Source organism: Paenibacillus xinjiangensis (assembly GCF_059686975.1).
Window position 1 is genome coordinate 69,273 of record NZ_JCAALS010000023.1, and the last position, 21,515, is coordinate 90,787.

Consider the following 21,515-nt stretch of genomic DNA (forward strand, 5'->3'; position numbering starts at 1 on the left):
TGATCAACATTTCATCTGGAATGGGTAATTAGATCGCTTTAAAGGCTGCAATGATATCTTCACGTTCTTGTTCGCGTCCAACATAGCTCTCAGGACGGAAGCGCTGCTCTGCCCAATGAAGCATCTCCGGACGGCTGACGAACGTATGGCATTCTTCGCCCCACTGATCCGATATTTCGCGGACGATCAAGGTTTTGCCTTGTACCTCAACATTGAGCATGTTGTATTTGTCTAATTTGTATATTTCGTGCTTTTTGAACATAGAAATTCATTTCCACCCTTCATTAATACGTTAAATCGTATACTCTCCATCATAGCTTTTTTTAGTAGTGGAAATCAATATTATAAGGTGGTAGAATAAGGATATTCCTGTTCAGTAAGTCGTTTCAAGAACAAGAATGAGCACCGCTTCACAAGAGCCCGTATTTATTAGTTTAGATGAGACGAGATGAGACGAGGAGAGTGTTTTTCGAGATGAGTAAACAAGCCTACGAACAGATTGGTTTTTCAATGACCTGCAGAAGCTATGAAGAATATTTGCGAATGTTCGATTTAACCGATGCAGATATCTTGCAAGGCAGGGTGCTTGATGTGGCAGCGGGGGCATCATCATTCACAGCTGAGGCGAATAGACGTGGATATGATGCTATAGCTATCGATCCCAGATACGCGAAGAGCGTTAAGGAATGGGTGCTTGAAGCTGCTGAGGAGATTGAAGTATCGACAGCTAAGCTAGCTGCGCTGGTGGATGTCTTCGACTGGAGTTTTTATGGAAGTCCCGATAGTCACAAGGCTAGCAGATTAGCCTCCTTGAAGCAGTTCAGCGAGCATTTGGACACTGAAGCAGGCAAGAGCTGCTATCATTCAGGTCAGCTTCCGCATCTGCCATTCGACAACGATACATTTTCACTCGTATTATGCAGTCATTTGTTATTTTTATATGCGGATCATCTAGGGACAGAGTTCCATATCCAATCGGTGCTTGAGCTAATGCGAGTGTGCAGGCCGGGCGGCGAGGTGCGAATCTACCCTGTAATGAAGCTCAACTGGGAGCCTTATCCGGAGCTTGATGAGCTTATGGAAGCCATCATTAAGGCTGGAGGAAAGCCGGTGCTTCGGCCATCCAAGCTTCCATTCATCCCTGACTCGAAAATGTATTTGAGCATAAATATATGATTGATTTTTCCAATTTTGGAATATATAATAAGGGTATTAGCCGTCATTAACGGCGGTCATTTTTAGGAGGTTGTTCATTTGACAGGAACAGTTAAATGGTTTAACGCAGAAAAAGGCTACGGCTTCATTTCCGTTGATAATGGAGAAGACGTATTTGTTCACTACTCAGCTATCCAAGGCGATGGCTTCAAGGCTCTAGAAGAAGGTCAATCCGTAGAATTCGATATTACTCAAGGCAACCGCGGCGCTCAAGCGGCTAACGTCGTTAAATTATAAGATTCAAGCTTATAATCAGGTGTGTCAGCATAATAAAGAGACCTTGCGTTCGATTATTCGGACATAAGGTCTCTTTTTTGCGTTGGCAACGGCAAATAATGAATACCTTCTCAGACAATGACAAAAGAAATAAGCCCCCGGAAGTGCGCTGTACAAGCGGACCACCGGGGGCTTCCATTATGACACTCTAGAACGATTATAATAATAGCTGATTAAGAATCCGGCACCTGCGATTAGAGCTAAGACAGAGCCCATCTGGAAGAAGGTTTCACGTCCTAGATGCTGGAATACATAGCCCCCGAAGGTGCCGCTGATGACGCCAGCAAGTCCTGTCCATACGACAGCGAACAGTGCTTGACCAGAGGAGCGGAACTCATCTGGAATAAGCTGTGAGATGTACCGAAGGACCGTTGAGAAATAAATGCCGAACGTCACACTATGCATGAGCTGAGTGACGAGTACCCAGTAAGGGTCATTAAGCTCAGCGAGCAGCCACAGTCGCACAGCATAGAGCACACACGCGATGACCAGTAATGGAAGCTCTTTGAATTTATGTCCGTATTTGCCTAGCAGGAATAGGATCGGTATTTCACTCGTCGCCGAGATCATCCATGCGAATCCAACCAAGGAATCACTTGCACCCATCTCTCGCAGGGTGATGCCTAGAAAGCCTTCATACATCCGATGCGGGATAGAGACAATTAATAAAATGATGAAGAAGAGGAAGATATTCGGCTTGCTTAATAGTTTGAAGAAGCCTGAGAAGTCAATTTTGCGTGAAGAGCCTCGATAGTCTCGGATGAAAAAGGATATAACGATCGTAATCGATATGGTTGCCAGTGCGATCGGAAGTGTCCAGGCAGAGCCTATCTCCTTGAGCAGCAGCCCGAACAGAAATGCTGATAGAGCAAAGCCAAGCGATCCGAATATTCGAATTAAGGCATAAGGTGTTCCTGTATAACGTGCAGATAATAAATACAGACTGTCGCTTAACGGATTAATAGGTGTCTGAAAAAAATAAAAAGCCATCATGACTGTACAAATAATGGCAAAATGCTCTACAGGAAACAACAAGGCAAGCATAGCCAGTTGTCCGAACAATAGCAGAGTAAGCAGCTTTTTGATCGTTTGGAATTTGTCGCTGGCCCATCCTAGAAGTGAAGTCGCGAAGATCGAAATGAACGGCCCTGTCGAATATATAATGCCGATCTGGGACGCTGTAAAGCCTTTATCCAAGAAATACAAAGGGATATAGGACACGATTACAGCTTGTGTTGCGTAAGTAGAGAACCCGAAGGCGCGAAGCGATAGCGTTTCTCTTTTTGCCGTGGCAGAAAGCTCTACTTGCATGTCTGAGCTGTCCATTGATGAAATTTCACTCCATCTCCAAATTATAAATATAAACAGATTAAGTAACGATTTTGTTAATCAGTATAGCATGAAGCGCTGGATTATTGTTTGTCAAAATGGTACATTTATGACGTAAGGTTCACTGTAGGGATATTATTCTACAATTTGTGTGCGAATCTTTATACCCTTCATAGCCCTTAAGCATCAATCAGATGACTATATTAAAGAGGGGTGCAGCATGAGATTAACAAGCTTATCAGGCAGCAGAGTTCCCCAGGGTCCATTGAAGCTGATGCATCGTGTATACAAATATGTATTGCCAGAAGTAGAAGCTGAATTTAAACAATTGCACAGAATGGCGGAGCAAATCTCCGATCCAGAGCTGCGCACACAAGCGCTTGACAGCATGGCAAGCAAGAAGTTTCATTGCCAGGGAGGCGCTGTATACGCATGCGCGAATCTGGAGCAGCGTCATGTTCTGATTCCTTTAATCGTGTCTCTTCAGACGATTAGCGATTATTTGGATAATCTTTGTGATCGCAGCACCTCGCTAGATCCGGAGGATTTCAGACAGCTGCATCAATCTATGCTGGATGCAGTCAATCCAGACGCCTCACTGCAGGACTATTATGCTTACCGAACGGAACGAGAGGATAACGGTTATTTGCATCATCTCGTAACGACTTGCCAGCGCAATGCTGCACAATTGGCCTCCTACAGCAGTGTACAGAGCCATGTGTCTGAGCTTGTAGCACTATACGGTGATCTGCAGGTGTACAAGCATATTCACAAAGACCTCCGCGAGCAGCAATTGCTTGCCTGGTGGAAAAAGCATGCACATCACTATCCGAATTTGCAATGGAATGAATTTGCGGCTGCCACGGGTTCAACTCTTGGCATGTTTATGCTATTCGTAGCTGCCAGTGTTGAGGGTTTGTCCACGCAGGATGCAGCGTCCATTAAAAATATATATTTCCCACATGTGTGCGGTCTTCATATTATGCTTGATTATTTAATTGATCAGGAGGAAGACCAAGCTGGCGGAGATCTGAATTTCTGCAATTATTATGAGAATCAGAATTTGCTTGTCGAACGTCTTGGCATCATTGTGGCACGGGCTCGCGAGGATGTGTTGAAGCTTCCCGCATCCGGATTCCACAGGCTCATAATTGAAGGGCTGCTTGCGCTCTATTTGTCAGATCCTAAGGTGAGAACGCAGACCGAGGTTCGCGGCATTACCCGCAAGCTTATGAAGAATAGTCCGCTAACCCGCCTATTTTTTCTAATCAACAGTATGTGGATTCGGAAACAACAGGCTTAAATAATTTCAACTATTTTGGAGGAATGTTTGATGTCTTCAGTAAAATCGATTGCAGTATTGACTAGTGGTGGCGATTCACAAGGAATGAATGCAGCTGTACGCGCAGTAGTGCGCAGCGCTATTTTCTACGGACTTGAAGTGTATGGTGTTCAACGTGGCTATCAAGGATTGTTAAATGATGATTTGAGACAAATGGATCTTCGTAGTGTAGGAGATATTATTCAGCGTGGAGGTACGATTCTCCAGACGGCTCGCTGTAAGGAATTTATGACAGCTGAGGGTCAAGAGCGCGGTGCTGAGGTGCTTCGTGCACGCGGTATTGATGGTCTTGTTGTTATTGGCGGCGACGGTTCTTATCAAGGTGCCAATAAACTAAGCAAGCTGGGTATCAAAACGATGGCTTTGCCTGGTACAATCGACAATGATATTCCATTCACGGACTTGACGATTGGGTTTGACACAGCAGTGAGCATCGTTGTAGATGCGATTAATAAGATTCGCGATACGATGTCTTCCCATGAACGTTCATCTGTAGTAGAAGTAATGGGGCGTCATTGCGGAGATATTGCTCTACATGCAGGTCTTGCCAGCGGTGCAGAGACGATTCTCGTTCCTGAAGTGCCATTCGATCTATCAGAAGTATCGGTAAGGATGAAAGCGAACTTCGCCAAAGGCAAACGCCACAGCATCGTCGTAGTTGCAGAAGGCGCTGGCAAGGGCGAGGATGTTGCCAATGAAATCACGAATGGCTGTGGTCTTGAGCCGCGAGTAACTGTACTTGGTCATATTCAGCGTGGAGGTACACCTACTGCTGTTGACCGTATTCTGGCAAGCAGATTGGGAGATTTCGCTGTTCATCAATTGATGGCTGGAGAGTCCGGCAAAGCTTGTGGAATTGTTCGCGGTGAGCTCGTAACGACGGACATCGACACAGTCGTTCATACGAAAAAACCATTCAACATGGACATGTACGAATTGGCGCTTCGCCTTTCTCAATAATCAGCAACAAGAAACGCCATTATATGCATAAGAAGCTTCTTGATCGGGCTAGAACAGTATCAAGCAGCGGTATCCAACGTCAGAGCATCCCAGCTCTGGCGTTTTCCCGTTTAAATGCCGTTTACATTAGTGGTGTACTCTTCTGATATAGAGAAGATAAGGAGATGGGGTAGAATGAGTAAGAGCAAGAAAGAGAAAAAGAGCGGCAGCGCATGGCGACCGTTTCTGAAATTAATTGCGGCTACGAAGCCGTCCAAGTGGATGCTTGTAACAGCCATATTGTTGAGTGTAGTATCAACCGTAGTTGGCTTAGTCGTACCTTTGTTTACGAAAAATGTGGTGGACAGCTTTACGATCACAAGTATAAGCACGAGCCAGATCGTTATGCTGTCAGTAGCTTTTATCGGGCAGGCATTGGCTTCCGGATTTTCAATCTATTTGCTCAGTCGAATTGGTCAGACAGTAGTCGCCAGGCTGCGTGATCGATTGTGGAAGAAGCTTCTTGTGCTGACGGTACCTTATTATGACAAGCATCGGACAGGTGACACGATTAGCCGGGTTACGAATGATACTGGAGTTGTGAAGGGACTTATAACGGAGCATCTTACTGGATTTTTCAACGGAATCATCTCGATCATTGGAGCTGTTACGATCCTGCTGTTCCTTGACTGGCGGATGACGCTGCTCATGCTGCTTGCGGTTCCACTTGCTATGGCTATTATGGTACCAATCGGACGACAGATGATTAAGATCTCCAAGAATTTACAGGATGAGACGGCTAACTTTACGTCGGTTCTCAATCAAGCGCTCTCCGAGATTCGCTTAGTAAAGGCTTCGAATGCAGAGCCGCATGAGTATGAGACAGGGAAGAAATCAATAACTACATTGCTGGCGCTGGGCATTCGCGAAGGGAAGCTGCAAGCTTTTATATTCCCGCTTGTAGGCTTTGTTATGATGACCATGCTAGTGCTAATTATCGGCTATGGCGGTATGCGAGTCTCATCAGGCGAGCTTACTGCGGGTGATCTGGTTGCATTTATCTTGTATTTGATACAGATCGTTATGCCTATTAATCAAATTTCCACCTTCTTTACTCAAATGCAGAAGGCTGTCGGGGCAACGGAGAGAATTATTATGACGCTGGATTCAGAAGAGGAGCTTACCGATGTTGGGCGTCCGCTACTGAATGCTAATCAGACGATTCATGTAAATCATGTCACTTTTGCATATGGGGATCATGATGAGGTGCTGCGAGATATTGATTTCAAGCTTGAGCCTGGCACAATTACAGCGATCGTTGGACCGAGCGGCGGCGGCAAAACAACGATGTTCTCCCTGCTAGAGCGATTCTATACTCCACAGGAAGGCGTAATCCGCATCGGAGATAGCGATATTGCTGAATTATCTCTATCGGATTGGAGAAGCAAGATTGGCTACGTCTCACAGGAGAGTCCGATTGTTGCAGGGACAATTCGGGATAACCTATCGTATGGTGCGGCTAGAACGATTAGTGAAGAGGAACTGGTAGCAGCTGCTAAGATGGCCTATGCGGATCAGTTCATTGGAGAGCTCTCAGAGCAGTATGATACGGAGGTAGGAGAGCGCGGTATTAAGCTGTCAGGCGGACAACGTCAGCGGATCGCAATTGCGCGAGCGCTATTGCGTGATCCCCAGATTCTCATGCTGGATGAAGCAACATCAAGCTTGGACAGTAAGTCAGAGGTTGTCGTCCAACATGCGCTGGACAACCTGATGAAAGGACGCACGACTCTTGTTATTGCTCATCGGCTGTCTACTGTTGTAGACGCGGATCAGATTCTGTTCATAGAGAATGGTCGCATTACTGGAAGGGGCACGCATGAGGAGCTGCTTCGTTCCCATGCTTTATATCGTGAATTCGCCAACCAGCAGCTGCGACTGGTAGAGCAGGTATAAGGAACAGGGAGGCTGAGGACATGGTAAGAATCGTAGTTGTGGATGATGATGACCATATCCGCGAGCTTGTTGGTCATTTCTTGAAGTCAGCAGGATATGAGGTGGAGGAGGCTGGTGACGGCGAAGAAGCTCTGAGGCTTATGGAATCCATTCGAGTGGATCTGGTCATTATCGATGTTATGATGCCGCGAATGGACGGCTATGAGCTATGCCGTCAGCTCAGGGAGCAATATGATCTGCCATGCCTTATGCTTACTGCGAAGGGTGAGACAGCTCAGAAGCTGAAAGGCTTCGAGCTGGGTGCTGATGATTATTTGGTTAAGCCCTTCGAACCGCTTGAGTTGCTCGCTAGAGTCAAAGCACTGCTGAAGCGCTACCGAATTGCATCCTCACAGGTTGTTCAAGTTGGCGAGGTCACTCTTGATCGCAAGAGCTATTCTGTAACGGTCAATAAGCAGAGTGTGGCGATTCCACTCAAAGAATTCGAGCTGCTATTCAAGCTGGCAAGCTATCCTGGCCAATCCTTTGCCCGGGGACAGCTGATCGAGGATATATGGGGCTTCGACTTTGAAGGGAATGAGCGTACGCTTGACGTGCATGTGAATCGTCTGCGTGAAAGATTCCCGGAGGATAAGTTCTTCTTCCGGATTAGCACAATAAGAGGCTTAGGCTACCGCTTGGAGGTCATAGGATGAGTGGCAGAAAGGCATGGCATGTCGTTAAGTTCATTTCGGCTATTTGCACATTTTTCATTGCTATTGCGGCCAGCTGGTCGATTATCTATTTGATAAGCCCTTGGATCTATGAGCGTCTGGATTGGCGGCCTTCTGACTTCTTCTCGCAGCTGCTTAACATGCTGCTGGGCTTTTTGCTCTTGTACGGGATTATTAATATCATTTTTCTATTCGTTAAGAACAAGCATTCTGAAATTAGCCAGTCTCTAACAGAGGCTATGCGCCGAATTGCCAAAGGTGATTTCAAGGTTCGTATGGAAATCGGACATCAGGATAGAGGGCCTTATGGCGTTATTATGCATGAGATCAATGACATGGCTCTTGAGCTGGATGAGATGGAGCAGCTGCGCCAGTCCTTTATATCGGATGTATCTCATGAGATTCAATCTCCTCTTACGTCTATAAGTGGCTTCGCCCGTGCATTGCAGAATGAACAGCTTGGCGGAGAGCAGCGACGGGAATACTTGAAAATCATTGAAAGCGAGAGCGAGCGATTGTCCAAGCTGAGTGACAATCTGCTTAAGCTGGCTTCATTAGAATCCGAGCGTCATCCATTCGAGCCGAAGCGGTATCGGTTGGATCGGCAGCTAGGAAGCCTCATATTGGCTTGTGAGCCGCAGTGGAACGCTAAAGAGATAGATATGAATGTGGATCTCCATGAGGCTTATATAACGGCTGATGAGGATCTGCTGAGTCAGGTCTGGATCAATCTGATCAGCAATAGCATCAAGTTCACACCAACAGGTGGAGTCATTGATATTCGGCTTGAGAAGAACGAGCAGGGAGTGGAATTCCGAATCCATAATTCGGGGATAGGTATTGCCCCGGAAGATCAGCAGTTGATTTTTCAGCGCTTCTACAAAGTCGACAAAGCCCGCAGCCGCAGAGCAGGCGGAAGCGGGCTTGGATTGTCGATCGTTAAGATGATTGTTGATATGCATCAGGGTACGGTTGCGGTGAATAGTGAGCTTGAAAAAGGAGCGGAGTTTATCGTCCGCATCCCTCATAGGAAACAATGAGCATAGGAAGATTATTGGTAATCGACATCTGCTGAATATTTGTTGCCTGCATTCCATAATAGGTATTCATCGATGTCCGTATTCTTCAAGGCCTCAATCTGTGCTTCGACCTCTGCCTTCCCATACTTGATGTAATGACCCTTGCCGAGCCAGCTTGCTGTGAAGTCTTGAATCCAAGGACGAATGATTGGCTTGGAATCTCCAATTGTGGCAAGTTTTTTGTGAGTATCCGTCATGGCGCCTACGATCGTCTCATAAGGGCTTTTATCAGGATTCTCTTGATCGAACCAGCCTGTGCTGTAATGGCTCGGGTACACCATTGGTGATATAACATGCACATCGTTTGAAATTTTGACGAAATCCTGGCCAATTCCTTCGGCTGCGGGTACAGAAGCCGCATACCCGAATATATCGACAGATACTCGCACGCCCATAGGTTCAAGCTGCTCGCGGGCGTATTTGACGAATCCCGCTACAATGTCTGAGCGGCTTTCTTCCTTCTTATCGAATTGAAGCGAATCCGCTTTTTTCTCGAAGCCTTCAGGGAACCTTACATAGTCGAATTGGATTTCCTTGAAGCCAAGCTTCGCAGCTTCCTTCGCTATGGCTACATTATACTTCCATACCTCTTCACGATACGGGTTGACGAAGCTCTCGCCACGTCCGTTTTTCCATATGGTTCCATCTTCATGACGGAAGGACAGCTCAGGCTGCTTGCGAGCCAGCACTGTATCCTTGAATACAACGATTCGTCCGATAGGATAGATGTTATGCTGCTTCAATGTGCTCATCAGCGCATTAATATCACGAATATATTTCTGTGATGTGCCTTGCTCCAGCAGCTCTGGCGTTTCCGTAGGATAGGTGATATAGCCATTATCGTCCTTAATATCAATAACCATGCTGTTCAGCTCAGTCTGATCGACAAGGTTAATGAGAGAGTCCATGCGAGCACCACCAGCGCTATGCGCTGTCACATAGATGCCTTTAACCGCCGGTGCGTCCGGCTGTGGATCTTTTTTGATGCCAGCTTCCTCGCCAGAAGCTTCGGATGGCTGCTCGCTAAATGCGGGGTTTGTTGCTACTATCGTCTGCCCAGCAGCAGCATTAAGCAGGGCGGCTGCAATGTGTTTTGCGGTGGCATTTTCTTCCCCAGTGCCCGTTAGTAAGCTGTACACCAGCATGATAGTTGAAAAAATGATGTCCATGTGCCTCTCCTCCCGCTAGCTTATCTTTCCAAATTATAAAGCAGACCAAGCCTCCGTGGCACTTATTTTTTTCAACCGCTTCATTTCTAAGCAAGCCAATTGTTGTATGTAGCCTCATAAGCAACAAAAAACCTGCTGAGCACGGCTCAGCAGGTTATACCTGTAAAAATTGGTGCCCGTATTGTCATTGGAGCAGAGCTTCTCTCTGATGCTCGCAAATGCTGTGTTGAACAATTTCCATCGCATCTTCGGGTGCAAGTACCGCAAGTCCATCACGCAGAACGATGTTGATAGCTAATTCGCGTTTCGTGAGAAAGGAACTGAGCTCCGGAGCAAGCTTCTCCACAATTTGTGACAATGTGACTGTTTCCATATCCACCTGAGCATCACCCTTTCTTAGTAGGTTAAGGGCACTTCATATGGCATGAAACTTAAACGAACGGGATAACCACATTATAACAGGATCATTTGTAAAAACATAGGGATATGTATATGATTCCGTTTTTGTCCATATGCATGCAGACTCGTGATATTTGCTCAGATAAATCGCCTAATCCTTTGGTTTACTGAAGTCGCCGATAACGCCAACTGTCTCCACGATATTAACGAAAGCGCGCGGATCCACGGAGGAGATTGTCTTTCTGAGCTCAGATAGCTCGTATTTGGTTCGTACGGTCATTAGCATATCACGCTCGGCTGAGGAGAACGCGCCTCGTGTTTTGATAATGGTAATGCCGCGTGGATGAGTTAGTAGCAAGGAGAGCAGCTCCTCGGTCTTCGTTGTTACAATAAAGGCAGTAACCTTAATATGCTTCACATGAATGAGATCCACAACTTTACCCGCTGTATATATGGAAAGCAGGGAGTACAGGGCTAGATTCCAATCATTGGAAGAGATAACCAAGGCAGCTATAACTAGACCATTGAGAATGAATATGATCATTCCAATAGGCAGATCTCTTTTGCGCGTAACAATGGAGGCAATGATGTCGAAGCCGCCGGAGGAACCGCCGTAACGCAGAGCTAGACCTGTTCCGAACCCCAGCATAATGCCTCCGAATACGGCGCCGAGCACAATATCCTTTGCAATGGAATGCACAGGAATGAGCTGCATGAACAGTGTAGATGCTAATACCGTGTAGATGGACCATAGAATGAATCGTTTGCCCACCATGAATAATCCCCAGATGAGCACAGGAACATTAAGGAGGAGGTATAACCAGCCGATATTCGATCCCGTAATATAACCGATCATCATTGCAATCCCAGATATGCCGCCGCTGAGTAATTGATGAGGAATTAACAGCAGGTTGAAAGCGAGTGCTATGAGAAGTGCTCCGGCGGTCATTGCGACAGCTGTCAAAAAAGGTTGGTACGCACGAAGTTTCATGAAATAAATGTCTCCTCTTGCAAGCAGAATAGGGTTATGTGTAGGCTGTTTAATCAATTCTAGTATGGCTTTTTTTGCTTTGCTGGTATTCGTCATTGTTTTTGTGCTATAATGGTTTGGATATTTTTAAGTAGGCTGCAGATAAAAGGAGTATGAGAAAAGTTTGAAAACATTTGCTGAATTTGGCCTGGAACCTAAAGTGTTGCAGGCAATTACGGAGCTTGGTTTTGAGGAATCAACCCCAATCCAAGACAAATCAATTCCATTAGCTATGGCAGGTAGCGATTTGATCGGTCAAGCACAAACAGGTACTGGTAAAACAGCTGCATTCGGAATTCCATTGATTAACAAAATTCCGACCAGTGAGGAACGTATTGTCGCCCTAATTATGACGCCAACCCGTGAACTCGCTATCCAAGTGGCTGAGGAAATCGGGAAGTTAACTCGATACAAAGGTCTTCGTTCATTGCCGATCTATGGTGGACAAGAGATTGGACGCCAAATCCGCGCATTGAAAAAGAAACCGCAAATTATTATCGGTACACCAGGACGTTTGCTGGATCACATTAACCGTAAGACGATTCGTCTTGAAGATGTTCAGACGGTTGTTCTTGACGAAGCAGATGAAATGTTGGACATGGGCTTCATGGAGGATATTCAATCCATCCTTAAGCAAGTGCCAGATGAGCGTCAAACGATGCTGTTCTCGGCTACGATGCCTCCAAACATTCAGAAGCTTGCCCAGCAGTTCCTGAAAAACCCGGAGCATGTATCGGTTATCCCGAAACAAGTAACTGCACCGCTAATCGATCAAGCTTACATCGAAGTGCATGAACGTCAAAAATTCGACGCGCTTAGCCGCTTGCTTGATATGGAATCCCCTGAGCTTGCTATTATCTTCGGCCGTACGAAACGCCGGGTTGATGAGCTTAGCGAAGGTCTTCAAAAACGCGGATACTCCGCGGACGGCTTGCATGGTGACCTGTCGCAGAACCAACGTGATAGCGTAATGCGTAAGTTCCGTGATGGCAGCATTGACGTGCTTGTAGCAACAGACGTTGCTGCTCGTGGTCTTGACGTGTCAGGCGTAACGCATGTTATCAACTTCGACCTTCCGCAAGATCCGGAGAGCTATGTTCACCGTATCGGCCGTACAGGTCGTGCTGGTAAAGAAGGAACGGCTTGGTCGTTCGTCACACCTCGTGAGACTGACCACCTTCACTTCATTGAGAAGGTTACTCGTCAAAAAATCAGCCGCAAGCCGCTTCCGAGCATTGCAGAAGCTATCGAGGGCAAACAACGCCTGACTGCAGAACGCATTCTTGAAATCGTGCAAAGCGATGATTTCTCCGAGTACAAAGGTATTGCTATCCAATTGCTGGAGCAGTACGATTCGGTTCACTTGCTTGCAGCAGCAATCAAGCAGCTAACTGGCGAGAAAAAAGACATCAATGTTGAATTGACGCCTGAAGAGCCGCTTCGCGCTAAAAAACGAAAGCCTGATATCCGCTCCAACGGACGTCGCTTCTCCGGTAGCGGCGGCAGCGGTTCGTCTTATGGCGGCAACCGCAGTGGCAGCACTGGCGGTGGATACCGTGGTCGTGACGACAGACGCAGCAGCGGTGGCAGCGGCAGCGGCGGCGGAAGCTCCCGTGGTTATGAAGGCAAAAGCCGTGATAACAGTGGTAAAGGACGTCCTGAGAACCGCAGCAGCGAAACTCGTCGTCCGAAGAGCTCCGAAGATTTCGTTAACAACTAAGTAATGATTGGCGATAACCTTGTAGGTGAGGGTGATATTTATCTTTGCCTACAACTAAAAAAACCGGGGAAGTCCGTGATGCCTTACGGGCATCCTGGCTTTCTCGGTTTTTATATTATCGTATCCCGCTAGGTGAGCTGAATAGATGGTAGCCTATGGATGATCAATTGGACAGACAATAGAATTCTACAATGGTGGGGGCAGATCGAATGGAACCAAGAGGCCTAATGGGAGGATTTTATAAAATCTCCGAATGGATTATGCGGTTGTCTGTTACGAACGTTCTATGGCTAGTTTGTTCAATTCCATTTATCTTTTTTGCATGGGGCGGATTGTTAGTCACTCCTAGTGAGACAACTGATTCTGCTTATTTGAGTCAATTGTATTCGGCCTTAATTATGATGGCGATCGTCGCACCATTTACGTTATTTCCAGCTACTGCCGCAATGTTCACAGTTGCTCGTAAATGGGTAATGGGCGAAGCTGATGTGCCGTTGTTGAAAACGTTTTTTCGAGGATACAAGGAAAACTATTTGAAAAGCATGATTGGCGGTATCTTCTATACGCTATTATTCACTATTATGGTTGTAGATTTTATCGTGTATCAAAAGCAATTCAACTTGGTTTCTTATATTTTCATAGCATTGCTTCTGCTTCTCGGCGTTTCTTTATTTAATTTCTTCTCTATGCTTGTCCATTATCATATGAAAACGTTTCAATTATTAAAAAATGCCATACTAATTACGATAGGGCGTCCGATTCGTTCGTTCTCCTCTGCAGTAATGAGTGCTGCTGTCGTGTATTTCAGTACACAATTCACATTCTTGATCCCGTTCTTCATGGGCAGTATTATTGCTTATCTGGCATTCTGGAATTTCTACATGATTTATCAGAAGCTGCAGGATCAAGCAGAGAAAGCAAGATTGGCAGCAGAAGAAGAAGCGGAGTTCGCCGAGCTTACAGATGCGGATTCGGATCGAATCACCAAATAACAACTAAACAAGTTAACAAGTATATCAAGTTTACATTTGCTTCATTAACGTCTATAATAGCAATACATCCTGCGATGTTCGTTTCGGCTTTTCATTGTTTTGAACCAATGGCTGTTTCAAGGGAGCCCAATATCGGAACGCGGCTGACATGCCCCCTAAAGGGGATCTCAAATTCGTTTCTGAGGACACCCACCTGCGTAAGCGGGTTCAGAAACTTGTGAGTCGGACGGCATAGGCGGGTTCTTTTCTTGCTATTAAAGAGTTTCTGCCTCGAAAGATGTGCAGGGCTCTTTTTTCATGGGACTAATCATGTTATCATGAGATAGACGTACATAGAAGTCGGAGGGGGAGATCGTTGTTGTTGAAGCGGACCTTAATTGGGCTGCTGCGCAGTCATGAACAGACGGGCGACAAAGCCAAAGACCCACAGCTCAAATCACACTTCTACAAGCTGTCGAAAGAAAAGGCTTGGGACGAAGTGGTGTCTACCTTAAAGAAGATGCAAGGTTATAAAGTGCTCCACGAGGTTCAATCGGTCGGTGAGATCGTGGTTGAGAAGCGTACGGCTTTCGGACGAACTATGGATATTACCGTATCTGTCATAAGTGTGAACCCCGTAAGCGCGGCAGTCGATATTTACTCCGCCTCACGCGGGTCTATGGGGGACCTTGGTTCCAACTATAGAGTTATTCTTGATATCTACAATACGCTTGATAAGAAGCTTGCCGCCTACAAGATTTCGCAGCGGTAACTCATAAAATGCACAAAAGCGAGGAAGGTTACCCTTCACTCGCTTTGTTTGTGACAGGCTGCTTTACAGGAGTGCTTTCACAGCTTCTACAGCTTGCTCATAATTCGGGTGCTCCGTCATTTCAGCTAAGTATTCTACGTATTGAATCGTATCGTTCGCATCAATAACGAAGATCGAGCGCATATCAAGACCCAGTTCTTTGATGTACACGCCATACGCCTGGCCGAAGTCATGCGATTTGTAATCCGAGAGCATAACGACTTGATCAACGCCTGCAGCTCCACACCAGCGAGCTTGCGCGAATGGCGTATCAACACTGACTGTCAGGACAGCAACGTTCTCTCCAAGAGTAGATGCTTCTACATTGAATCGACGAGTCTGCGCATCACATACGCCAGTGTCGATTGAAGGGATTACGCTAATAAGCTTCACTTTCCCTGCAAAATCCTTCAAGGAAACAGATTCAACAAGGGACTTATTGATGAGGAAGTCTGGAGCTTGATCACCGACTTTTAATTCTGGTCCGATTAATGTAATAGGATTACCTTTGAATGCGGCAGCTCCGCTACGTTCTTGAGACATGTAACAATTCCTCCTTCAATTTGTGTGGTCAATAACAAATTTATTATAATCGTTATGAATCAGCATTGTCCAATGATTGAGAGGAGAGGTAGCTTTATGATATTTATGAGATATGAAAGTTTTCGCGGGTATTTGCGGATGTTCCCTGTAACATCTGCGCTAATCGCGCTTAATCTCGTTTATTTTATTTTTCTTGTCCTCGTTGGAGGCTCGACGAATGGGGAAGTATTGATTCGTTATGGCGCGTTTGTATCGCATACCGGTTATGATCCTTTGGGCATGACCGAGCCATGGCGATATGTAACCTCTATCTTCATGCATTCTGGCTTTCAGCATTTGCTGTTCAATATGTTCTCCTTGCTCGTATTCGCTCCACCACTGGAGAGACTGCTGCGCTCGGTGAAATACGGAGTGTTCTATCTGCTATGCGGAATACTGGCTAACGCAATAAGCGCAATAATGACGATTATTACGAATGATGCTGGTTGGCATGTAGCAGTAGGCGCTTCAGGTGCGATCTACGGTGTATACGGAGCATTTCTGTATATTTCTCTATTCAGAAAAGCTTGGCTGGACGAAGCGTCTCGTAAAACCGTGTACACTATTCTAGGCTTTGGTGTCATATATTCTATTGTGGTACCAAGGGTTGATCTGTGGGGACATATTGGTGGAGGTATAGCAGGATTTCTTCTATATAGCTTGTTCGACCGCGCAATGGTCCGAAGACAACGAGTGAACTCATAATAAGCATCACGGTACAGGAGAGATAAGGAGACGTTATGGAACTTCGTCAGCTTTATTATTTTGTGAAAGTAGCTAGAAAAGAGCATGTAACACAAGCAGCTGAAGAGCTTCATGTCGCGCAATCGGCAGTAAGCCGTCAAATTCATCAGCTGGAGGAGGAGCTTGGAGTTAAGCTTTTCCTGCAAAAAGGGCGCAACCTTCAGTTGACGCCAGTTGGTCAGCTTTTTCTGAAGCGAGCAGAAGTCATACTTGCAGATCTCGAGCGCTCGGTTATAGAGATACATGAATTTTTAGATCCGGAAAAAGGGGAGATCAGGCTTGGCTTTCCGCATAGCCTAGGTGTTTCCCTCATTCCGCAGGTCGTTGCAGCGTTCAGGAAGCTGCATCCCAAAGTGAAGTTCCGCTTCAAGCAAGGGATGTATCCTTCCCTTATTCGGGATATGGTCAAGGGCGAGATAGATCTAGCCTTTATATCGCCGTTTCCTGATGAGAATGAGCATGTGTGCGGTCAAGTGCTGTTGACGGAGGAGCTGTATGCGATTGTTCCTCCTACACACGAGCTGGCTGAAGAAGAGATTATCGATCTGGATCAATTGAAGGATGAGACCTTCGTCTTGTTCAGTGAAGGCTATTCACTCAGACCAATTGTGTGGGAGGCGTGCCAGGAGGCAGGGTTTACCCCGAAAATCGGCTTTGAGGGTGAAGAGACCGAGACGATACGAGGGCTTGTTGCTGCGGGTATGGGGGTCAGTCTGCTCCCTGAGATGGCCTTGCATCATGCCGGGGTTCTTCTCCCGGCCAAGGTGCGTGTGCAGAATCCTCGAGTGACCCGTAATATTGGCATTATTCACAGATCGAATGAGAAGCTTCCTTTAGTTGCAAAAGTATTTCATGCTTTTTTACTTCGGTATTTTAGCGACCTTGAACTTAATAAAGAGGCGGAAGCGACAGAATAGTTGAACGCCTATTCGAATTGAACCAATCAAGAGCCATAGTGAAATCTTCATCAGAATGTCGTCGTAGACCTTCATTCCTGACGAGGATTGTCACTATGGCTTTTTGTTCGCTTGCGTATGAGGCGGTTGGAGGGGAGGAGGGGGGTTCTGAGTCTTGTTGGCTCCCGTTTCTCAGTCTCCCCGTTCATGGCTGGAATAAAGCGGATACATGAGGGTTAAATGATGTCTACACGCTTGGTTATTGCAGCTGTCTGCATGAAAAAGGCATCCCCTTGACTCACAAGGAGGATGCCTTAGCTACACTTATAGTTATTCGTCTCGGCTGGATGATGTGAAGATCATAATATACTTCAGAAGCTCCAGCAGAGAGATTAGAGCTGCAGCCACATACGTTAAGGCGGCTGCGTTTAGCACTTTGGCAACACCGCGTTCTTCATCATTAGCTATGAAGCCTTCTGCAACCATTACATCGCGAGCACGACTGCTGGCATTGAACTCTACTGGCAGTGTGATCAATTGGAATGCAACTGCGGCAGTGAAGAAGATGATGCCGAGTCCGATTAAATTCAATGAGCTGAACAGGAAGCCTGCGATTAGTAAGAAAGGTGCAATTCCTGATGCAATATTAACGACCGGGAAAATACGGTGGCGTACAACTAGCATCGGGTAATGCTCTTTATGCTGGATGGCATGCCCGACTTCGTGGCAGGCAACCGCAAGTGCTGAGATTGAGTTCTCATAATAGACAGGCTCAGATAAGCGAACAACTCGGTGAATCGGATCGTAGTGATCAGACAACGTACCTCGTACTGGTTCGATAGGTACATCATGAAGGCCATTCGCGTCGAGCATGCGTCTTGCGGCTTCATAACCCGTCATAGCGCTTCTTGATTGTACCTTAGCCCATTTGTTGAAAGTTCCTTTTACTCGGAACTGCGCCCAAATGGAAAGGGCGAAAGCGATTAATATAAGAAAGTCCATAGGATGAAAGAACATGGGGTCATACCTCCTTGTGTTGATTGCTGAATAGTTCTAAGCTTTACATGAAATTCCCTTTATTAAGTATAAGCATGATGGCTTCGATACAGGCTGCTGTCTGTGGCATTAATCGAGTATACAGCTGGTTGGCTTGTTTGGGCTTCATTTTGCCGATAACCGGTTCAAGCTCTTTCACCTCGCGCTCCAGCTGGCTCAAATGCTGCTGCAGATCGCTTAGCTTACGAGATACCTCTTCTTCGGCGGAGACTTTGCTCCAGCTCGCTAGATTGGTTTTTATTTCGTCAAGCGTGTATTTTTCTTTTTTCATGCTCTCAATACGTTCTAGTCTAACTAAAGTTTCATCATTATATAGACGATAATTTTTAGCTGAGCGTTCCGATGCTTCTATTAGGCCTATGGACGTATAATAGTCAATGGTTCGGGAACTGATGTTAGCCAGCTTGGCCAACTCTCCAATTCGATAAAGTTTCATATCCCCAACACCTCACCTTTCTCCGAGTTTCTCTAATGACATGATAATCGAAAAGAAACCATACAGTCAAACGTGTTACATGATTCTGCATGACTTCCAATCCATCATACTTTAGTAGCAGTTATTAAATAGAGACTATCTTCTATAGAAGGAAAGGGTCAAAATGCGAAGAATAGGAGCTTTTTGGTGCCCGATTTCTGGGTGAATTGTGCAAAAACTTAACATTCGCTTTGTTTTTTAACACGAACGTTAGATTTTTTTTGAAAAAATGAAGAAAGTATATTGTCAAATTGAGTACTTCTGACTATAATGACATTAAGTCTTTCCTAGAATGTCAGGAAATATCACACATTAAGGGAGTGGTCGTAGTGGTCAAGAAAATGTTAATTACTTTAGGTGCTATGTGTTTAGTATTCCCAGCAATGGCTTTTGCTAATGATCCATCGGGCACAACATTAGACATCGGGATCAATTCATTATGGGTGATGGTAGCATTTGTTCTTGTGCTTCTCATGCAAGGCGGGTTCATCCTATTAGAAGCAGGCTCCACTCGAATGAAGAATGCCGGTCACGTAGCAGGCAAAACAATCTTCACAACTGGACTAGCGGCATTGATTTACTGGGCAATCGGCTATGGCTTCGCATTCGGCGGAGATAGTACAATAAGCGGCTTTATCGGTTGGGGTGATTTCTTCTTCAACCCAGGCTTCACAAGTGATGGTGAATCCATTCCATCCGCTGTATTCTTCTTGTTCCAACTTGCTTTTGCTGCAGTATCGCTGTCCATCGCATGGGGCGGCTTCGCAGAACGTGCTAAATTGTCCTCATACTTAGTATTTACCGTAATCTTCGTTGCAGTAATCTATCCTGTTGTAGCTCACTGGATTTGGGGCGGCGGCTGGTTGGCTAAAGACGGAGCGCAAGACTATGCAGGCTCGACAGTCGTTCACTTAACAGGTGCACTTGCAGCATTCGCAGCAACTGTATTGTTGAAACCACGTATCGGCAAATTCAACAAAGATGGCTCAGCTAATGAAATTTCTGGTCACAACCAAGTATTTACTGCACTGTCTGTATTGCTTCTTTGGGTTGGTTGGTTCGGATTCAACGCAGGCAGTACACTTGCTATCGGCGACGGATTCTTCGCTTATATAGGCTTCACAACAATGCTTGGAGCTGGAGCAGGTGCAGTAGCGGCGCTTCTGATCTCATGGGCAGTGCTTGGCAAAGCTGATATTACTACTACATTGAATGGTACACTTGCAGGTCTGGTTGCTATTACAGCTTCTTGTGCTTTCGTTGATCCTTGGGCAGCTGTTGTTATCGGTCTTGTGGCTGGTGTGCTTGTATTCTTCAGTGCTAAATTCTTCGAAAAAATTAAAGTGGATGATCCAATCTATGCACTGTCTGTACACGGTATGGCTGGTATCTGGGGTACACTGGCGAATGGCATCTTCGCTACACAAGAGCTAGCTGATAAAGTTGGCGTAGGTCAAGGTGGTCTGATCGATACAGGCAGCTGGAAACAGCTGTGGGTGCAATTCGAATCCGTTGTCGTGTGTGGCGCATTCGTTCTTGCAGCTTCGTTCCTCGTACTTGGCGTTATGAAAATGATCATGGGCTTCCGTGTAACAGAAGAGCAAGAGATTGTCGGTCTTGACCTCAGTGAGCATGGCGCTTATGGTTATCCTGAACAATTGAAAAAATCAGGTCAAAACATTCAAGGATAATCTAGCATCTTGGGCGGACTGAGGGGAGAGGACGAGCGGATGGCAGATCCGGTGCGTGTGCAGCTTCTTAAACAAATCGGCAAAGCCGATGATGCGATTGTGCTGCGCAGTCTGCGGGATCAAGTACACGAACAAATGACAGCTCTTCTCCTGTCCAGTCCGGTCGAACAATTTAATGAACATTTGAACGAGTTGCATGATGCGGTGATTCACCGTTCAATCATACTCGCAGAAGCGGAAATGGCACGGTTGGGGATGGGTTCTCCCCCCGTGCCTTACGCGTATTTATTGTTCGGCAGCGGTGGACGGGAAGAGCAGACTTTGTCGAGCGATCAAGACAGCGGCATTGTCTATCAGGATTCAGTGTTTGATTCTACAGAACATCAGCAGTACTTTGAGCAACTATCTTCAATTATTGTTATCATGCTGCAAAAGACAGGTTATCCTCCTTGCGAAGGGAATGTGCTTAGCAGCAATAAAGAGTGGTGCAGGTCGCTTACCGCTTGGAAAAAGCAATTGAACAGCTGGTTCCAGGAGCCGGCTTGGGAAGCGGTACGCTACTTGTTAATCATGGCAGACAGCCGTTGTATTTATGGGGATCAAGCTGTGCTTATTGCTCTGAAGGATCATTTTTTCAGTGATATGCTGGATCATCCTATTATTATTCAACGCATGCTCGATAACACCATGCGTCACAAGGTTCTACTGGGAGTGTTTGGTCATCTCTTGAAGGAGCAGTACGGTGAAGATGCTGGAAGTCTAGATATTAAGTATGGTGCTTATATCCCAATGGTTAATGCCATTCGGTTATTGTCTGTTCAAGCAGGCATCCGTGATACTTCCACTATAGCAAGAATCCGAAGGCTCGTTGAGTACGATCAATTGGCTTCTGAGGAAGCGGCTGCATATGAGCAGGCATTTCGTCTTTTTCTACGTCTACGTTTAATGACAACTGAGAATAACGAGGATGGATTGTACGCGAATAATGGCAAGCTTCCAAGCTCGAAGCTATCCAAAGAAATGACAGACGAACTCAAAAGTGCGCTTAGGCTAGGGAAGAAGCTGCAACGGAAAGTGTTTAAGCAAACAATGGGTAGGCTCATGTAAGGCGGTGGTGAGGAG

General features: G+C 46.0%; 22 protein-coding genes and 1 other RNA gene. 15 read left to right on the forward strand and 8 right to left on the reverse strand.

The features are described from left to right. Positions 1 to 28: 28 nt before the first annotated feature. On the reverse strand, positions 29 to 262 hold the full coding sequence (locus tag AC6ESP_RS21230; protein ID WP_497098743.1) for a hypothetical protein: 234 nt from the start codon (positions 260 to 262) through the stop codon (positions 29 to 31). Between the two features lie 212 nt (positions 263 to 474). On the opposite strand from AC6ESP_RS21230, the gene AC6ESP_RS21235 reads away from it, so the two are divergent. Together AC6ESP_RS21235 and AC6ESP_RS21240 are read left to right on the forward strand one after the other, a co-directional pair. Beyond that, a complete protein-coding gene (locus tag AC6ESP_RS21235; protein ID WP_497098744.1) occupies positions 475 to 1,176 on the forward strand; it encodes a class I SAM-dependent methyltransferase in 702 nt (233 codons plus the stop codon). A gap of 78 nt (positions 1,177 to 1,254) precedes the next feature. Beyond that, a complete protein-coding gene (locus tag AC6ESP_RS21240) occupies positions 1,255 to 1,452 on the forward strand; it encodes a cold shock domain-containing protein (RefSeq protein WP_497098745.1) in 198 nt (65 codons plus the stop codon). Positions 1,453 to 1,629: 177 nt separating this feature from the next. Here AC6ESP_RS21240 and AC6ESP_RS21245 read toward each other — a convergent pair whose 3' ends face one another. Then, positions 1,630 to 2,817, reverse strand: a complete 1,188-nt coding sequence (locus AC6ESP_RS21245) for an MFS transporter (RefSeq protein WP_497098746.1) — start codon at positions 2,815 to 2,817, stop codon at positions 1,630 to 1,632. A gap of 223 nt (positions 2,818 to 3,040) precedes the next feature. On the opposite strand from AC6ESP_RS21245, the gene AC6ESP_RS21250 reads away from it, so the two are divergent. From AC6ESP_RS21250 to AC6ESP_RS21270, 5 genes are all read left to right on the forward strand, one after another. Next, positions 3,041 to 4,123 carry a tetraprenyl-beta-curcumene synthase family protein gene (locus AC6ESP_RS21250; RefSeq protein WP_497098747.1) on the forward strand — a complete coding sequence of 361 codons (1,083 nt, stop codon included), beginning with the start codon at positions 3,041 to 3,043 and terminating at the stop codon, positions 4,121 to 4,123. A gap of 30 nt (positions 4,124 to 4,153) precedes the next feature. After that, positions 4,154 to 5,122 (forward strand): 6-phosphofructokinase, encoded by a 969-nt coding sequence (gene pfkA, locus AC6ESP_RS21255; protein ID WP_497098748.1) that lies wholly within the window; start codon positions 4,154 to 4,156, stop codon positions 5,120 to 5,122. A 174-nt stretch (positions 5,123 to 5,296) separates the two neighbouring features. Further along, positions 5,297 to 7,057, forward strand: coding sequence for an ABC transporter ATP-binding protein (locus AC6ESP_RS21260; protein WP_497098749.1), 1,761 nt, complete (start codon positions 5,297 to 5,299; stop codon positions 7,055 to 7,057). A 20-nt stretch (positions 7,058 to 7,077) separates the two neighbouring features. Continuing rightward, positions 7,078 to 7,752 (forward strand): response regulator transcription factor, encoded by a 675-nt coding sequence (locus AC6ESP_RS21265; RefSeq protein ID WP_497098750.1) that lies wholly within the window; start codon positions 7,078 to 7,080, stop codon positions 7,750 to 7,752. Then, the gene (locus AC6ESP_RS21270) at positions 7,749 to 8,810 is read left to right on the forward strand and encodes a sensor histidine kinase (RefSeq protein WP_497098751.1); all 1,062 of its coding nucleotides are present in this window, start codon (positions 7,749 to 7,751) and stop codon (positions 8,808 to 8,810) included. Before AC6ESP_RS21265 ends, AC6ESP_RS21270 begins: the two co-directional genes overlap by 4 nt. 11 nt (positions 8,811 to 8,821) lie before the next feature. Here the strand turns inward: AC6ESP_RS21270 and AC6ESP_RS21275 are convergent, their stop codons facing one another. The 3 genes from AC6ESP_RS21275 to AC6ESP_RS21285 form a co-directional block, all read right to left on the reverse strand. Continuing rightward, positions 8,822 to 10,018, reverse strand: coding sequence for a putative glycoside hydrolase (locus AC6ESP_RS21275; protein ID WP_497098752.1), 1,197 nt, complete (start codon positions 10,016 to 10,018; stop codon positions 8,822 to 8,824). Positions 10,019 to 10,202: 184 nt separating this feature from the next. After that, positions 10,203 to 10,391 carry a hypothetical protein gene (locus AC6ESP_RS21280; protein ID WP_497098790.1) on the reverse strand — a complete coding sequence of 63 codons (189 nt, stop codon included), beginning with the start codon at positions 10,389 to 10,391 and terminating at the stop codon, positions 10,203 to 10,205. Positions 10,392 to 10,568: 177 nt separating this feature from the next. Further along, complete coding sequence (locus AC6ESP_RS21285; RefSeq protein WP_497098753.1) at positions 10,569 to 11,408, reverse strand: YitT family protein; 840 nt, start codon at positions 11,406 to 11,408, stop codon at positions 10,569 to 10,571. Between the two features lie 163 nt (positions 11,409 to 11,571). On the opposite strand from AC6ESP_RS21285, the gene cshA reads away from it, so the two are divergent. The 4 genes from cshA to AC6ESP_RS21305 all read left to right on the forward strand — a co-directional run bounded on the left by cshA (position 11,572) and on the right by AC6ESP_RS21305 (position 14,910). Continuing rightward, a complete protein-coding gene (cshA, locus tag AC6ESP_RS21290) occupies positions 11,572 to 13,167 on the forward strand; it encodes a degradosome RNA helicase CshA (RefSeq protein ID WP_497098754.1) in 1,596 nt (531 codons plus the stop codon). Between the two features lie 209 nt (positions 13,168 to 13,376). Continuing rightward, positions 13,377 to 14,159, forward strand: coding sequence for a YesL family protein (locus AC6ESP_RS21295; RefSeq protein ID WP_497098755.1), 783 nt, complete (start codon positions 13,377 to 13,379; stop codon positions 14,157 to 14,159). Positions 14,160 to 14,222: 63 nt separating this feature from the next. Then, a non-coding RNA gene (gene ssrS / locus AC6ESP_RS21300) (6S RNA) lies at positions 14,223 to 14,405 on the forward strand. 112 nt (positions 14,406 to 14,517) lie between these two features. Continuing rightward, positions 14,518 to 14,910, forward strand: coding sequence for a DUF1499 domain-containing protein (locus AC6ESP_RS21305; protein ID WP_497098756.1), 393 nt, complete (start codon positions 14,518 to 14,520; stop codon positions 14,908 to 14,910). A gap of 63 nt (positions 14,911 to 14,973) precedes the next feature. Here AC6ESP_RS21305 and tpx read toward each other — a convergent pair whose 3' ends face one another. After that, positions 14,974 to 15,492, reverse strand: coding sequence for a thiol peroxidase (tpx, locus tag AC6ESP_RS21310; RefSeq protein ID WP_497098757.1), 519 nt, complete (start codon positions 15,490 to 15,492; stop codon positions 14,974 to 14,976). A gap of 96 nt (positions 15,493 to 15,588) precedes the next feature. Between tpx and AC6ESP_RS21315 the strand changes: the two genes are divergently transcribed. Both AC6ESP_RS21315 and gltC read left to right on the forward strand, forming a co-directional pair. After that, positions 15,589 to 16,236, forward strand: a complete 648-nt coding sequence (locus AC6ESP_RS21315; protein ID WP_497098758.1) for a rhomboid family intramembrane serine protease — start codon at positions 15,589 to 15,591, stop codon at positions 16,234 to 16,236. Between the two features lie 35 nt (positions 16,237 to 16,271). Continuing rightward, positions 16,272 to 17,192 carry a glutamate biosynthesis transcriptional regulator GltC gene (gltC, locus tag AC6ESP_RS21320; RefSeq protein WP_497098759.1) on the forward strand — a complete coding sequence of 307 codons (921 nt, stop codon included), beginning with the start codon at positions 16,272 to 16,274 and terminating at the stop codon, positions 17,190 to 17,192. 309 nt (positions 17,193 to 17,501) lie between these two features. Here gltC and AC6ESP_RS21325 read toward each other — a convergent pair whose 3' ends face one another. Both AC6ESP_RS21325 and AC6ESP_RS21330 read right to left on the reverse strand, forming a co-directional pair. Further along, complete coding sequence (locus AC6ESP_RS21325; RefSeq protein ID WP_497098760.1) at positions 17,502 to 18,188, reverse strand: zinc metallopeptidase; 687 nt, start codon at positions 18,186 to 18,188, stop codon at positions 17,502 to 17,504. A 43-nt stretch (positions 18,189 to 18,231) separates the two neighbouring features. Next, the gene (locus tag AC6ESP_RS21330; protein ID WP_497098761.1) at positions 18,232 to 18,663 is read right to left on the reverse strand and encodes a MerR family transcriptional regulator; all 432 of its coding nucleotides are present in this window, start codon (positions 18,661 to 18,663) and stop codon (positions 18,232 to 18,234) included. Positions 18,664 to 19,031: 368 nt separating this feature from the next. On the opposite strand from AC6ESP_RS21330, the gene AC6ESP_RS21335 reads away from it, so the two are divergent. Then, the gene (locus AC6ESP_RS21335; protein WP_497098762.1) at positions 19,032 to 20,393 is read left to right on the forward strand and encodes an ammonium transporter; all 1,362 of its coding nucleotides are present in this window, start codon (positions 19,032 to 19,034) and stop codon (positions 20,391 to 20,393) included. Between the two features lie 39 nt (positions 20,394 to 20,432). After that, positions 20,433 to 21,500, forward strand: a complete 1,068-nt coding sequence (locus AC6ESP_RS21340) for a DUF294 nucleotidyltransferase-like domain-containing protein (RefSeq protein ID WP_497098763.1) — start codon at positions 20,433 to 20,435, stop codon at positions 21,498 to 21,500. Positions 21,501 to 21,515: the final 15 nt, after the last annotated feature.

What these genes read in the sequence shown, in the direction of transcription:
- pfkA (WP_497098748.1), top strand. Translation starts at nt 4,154, where the DNA reads ATGTCTTCAGTAAAATCGATTGCAGTATTGACTAGTGGTGGCGATTCA.
- AC6ESP_RS21235 (WP_497098744.1), top strand. Translation starts at nt 475, where the DNA reads ATGAGTAAACAAGCCTACGAACAGATTGGTTTTTCAATGACCTGCAGA.
- AC6ESP_RS21330 (WP_497098761.1), bottom strand. Translation starts at nt 18,663, where the DNA reads ATGAAACTTTATCGAATTGGAGAGTTGGCCAAGCTGGCTAACATCAGT.
- AC6ESP_RS21295 (WP_497098755.1), top strand. Translation starts at nt 13,377, where the DNA reads ATGGAACCAAGAGGCCTAATGGGAGGATTTTATAAAATCTCCGAATGG.
- AC6ESP_RS21285 (WP_497098753.1), bottom strand. Translation starts at nt 11,408, where the DNA reads ATGAAACTTCGTGCGTACCAACCTTTTTTGACAGCTGTCGCAATGACC.
- AC6ESP_RS21260 (WP_497098749.1), top strand. Translation starts at nt 5,297, where the DNA reads ATGAGTAAGAGCAAGAAAGAGAAAAAGAGCGGCAGCGCATGGCGACCG.
- AC6ESP_RS21270 (WP_497098751.1), top strand. Translation starts at nt 7,749, where the DNA reads ATGAGTGGCAGAAAGGCATGGCATGTCGTTAAGTTCATTTCGGCTATT.
- gltC (WP_497098759.1), top strand. Translation starts at nt 16,272, where the DNA reads ATGGAACTTCGTCAGCTTTATTATTTTGTGAAAGTAGCTAGAAAAGAG.
- AC6ESP_RS21265 (WP_497098750.1), top strand. Translation starts at nt 7,078, where the DNA reads ATGGTAAGAATCGTAGTTGTGGATGATGATGACCATATCCGCGAGCTT.
- AC6ESP_RS21340 (WP_497098763.1), top strand. Translation starts at nt 20,433, where the DNA reads ATGGCAGATCCGGTGCGTGTGCAGCTTCTTAAACAAATCGGCAAAGCC.
- AC6ESP_RS21245 (WP_497098746.1), bottom strand. Translation starts at nt 2,817, where the DNA reads ATGGACAGCTCAGACATGCAAGTAGAGCTTTCTGCCACGGCAAAAAGA.
- AC6ESP_RS21250 (WP_497098747.1), top strand. Translation starts at nt 3,041, where the DNA reads ATGAGATTAACAAGCTTATCAGGCAGCAGAGTTCCCCAGGGTCCATTG.
- AC6ESP_RS21325 (WP_497098760.1), bottom strand. Translation starts at nt 18,188, where the DNA reads ATGTTCTTTCATCCTATGGACTTTCTTATATTAATCGCTTTCGCCCTT.
- tpx (WP_497098757.1), bottom strand. Translation starts at nt 15,492, where the DNA reads ATGTCTCAAGAACGTAGCGGAGCTGCCGCATTCAAAGGTAATCCTATT.
- AC6ESP_RS21315 (WP_497098758.1), top strand. Translation starts at nt 15,589, where the DNA reads ATGATATTTATGAGATATGAAAGTTTTCGCGGGTATTTGCGGATGTTC.
- AC6ESP_RS21275 (WP_497098752.1), bottom strand. Translation starts at nt 10,018, where the DNA reads ATGGACATCATTTTTTCAACTATCATGCTGGTGTACAGCTTACTAACG.
- AC6ESP_RS21280 (WP_497098790.1), bottom strand. Translation starts at nt 10,391, where the DNA reads ATGGAAACAGTCACATTGTCACAAATTGTGGAGAAGCTTGCTCCGGAG.
- AC6ESP_RS21230 (WP_497098743.1), bottom strand. Translation starts at nt 262, where the DNA reads ATGTTCAAAAAGCACGAAATATACAAATTAGACAAATACAACATGCTC.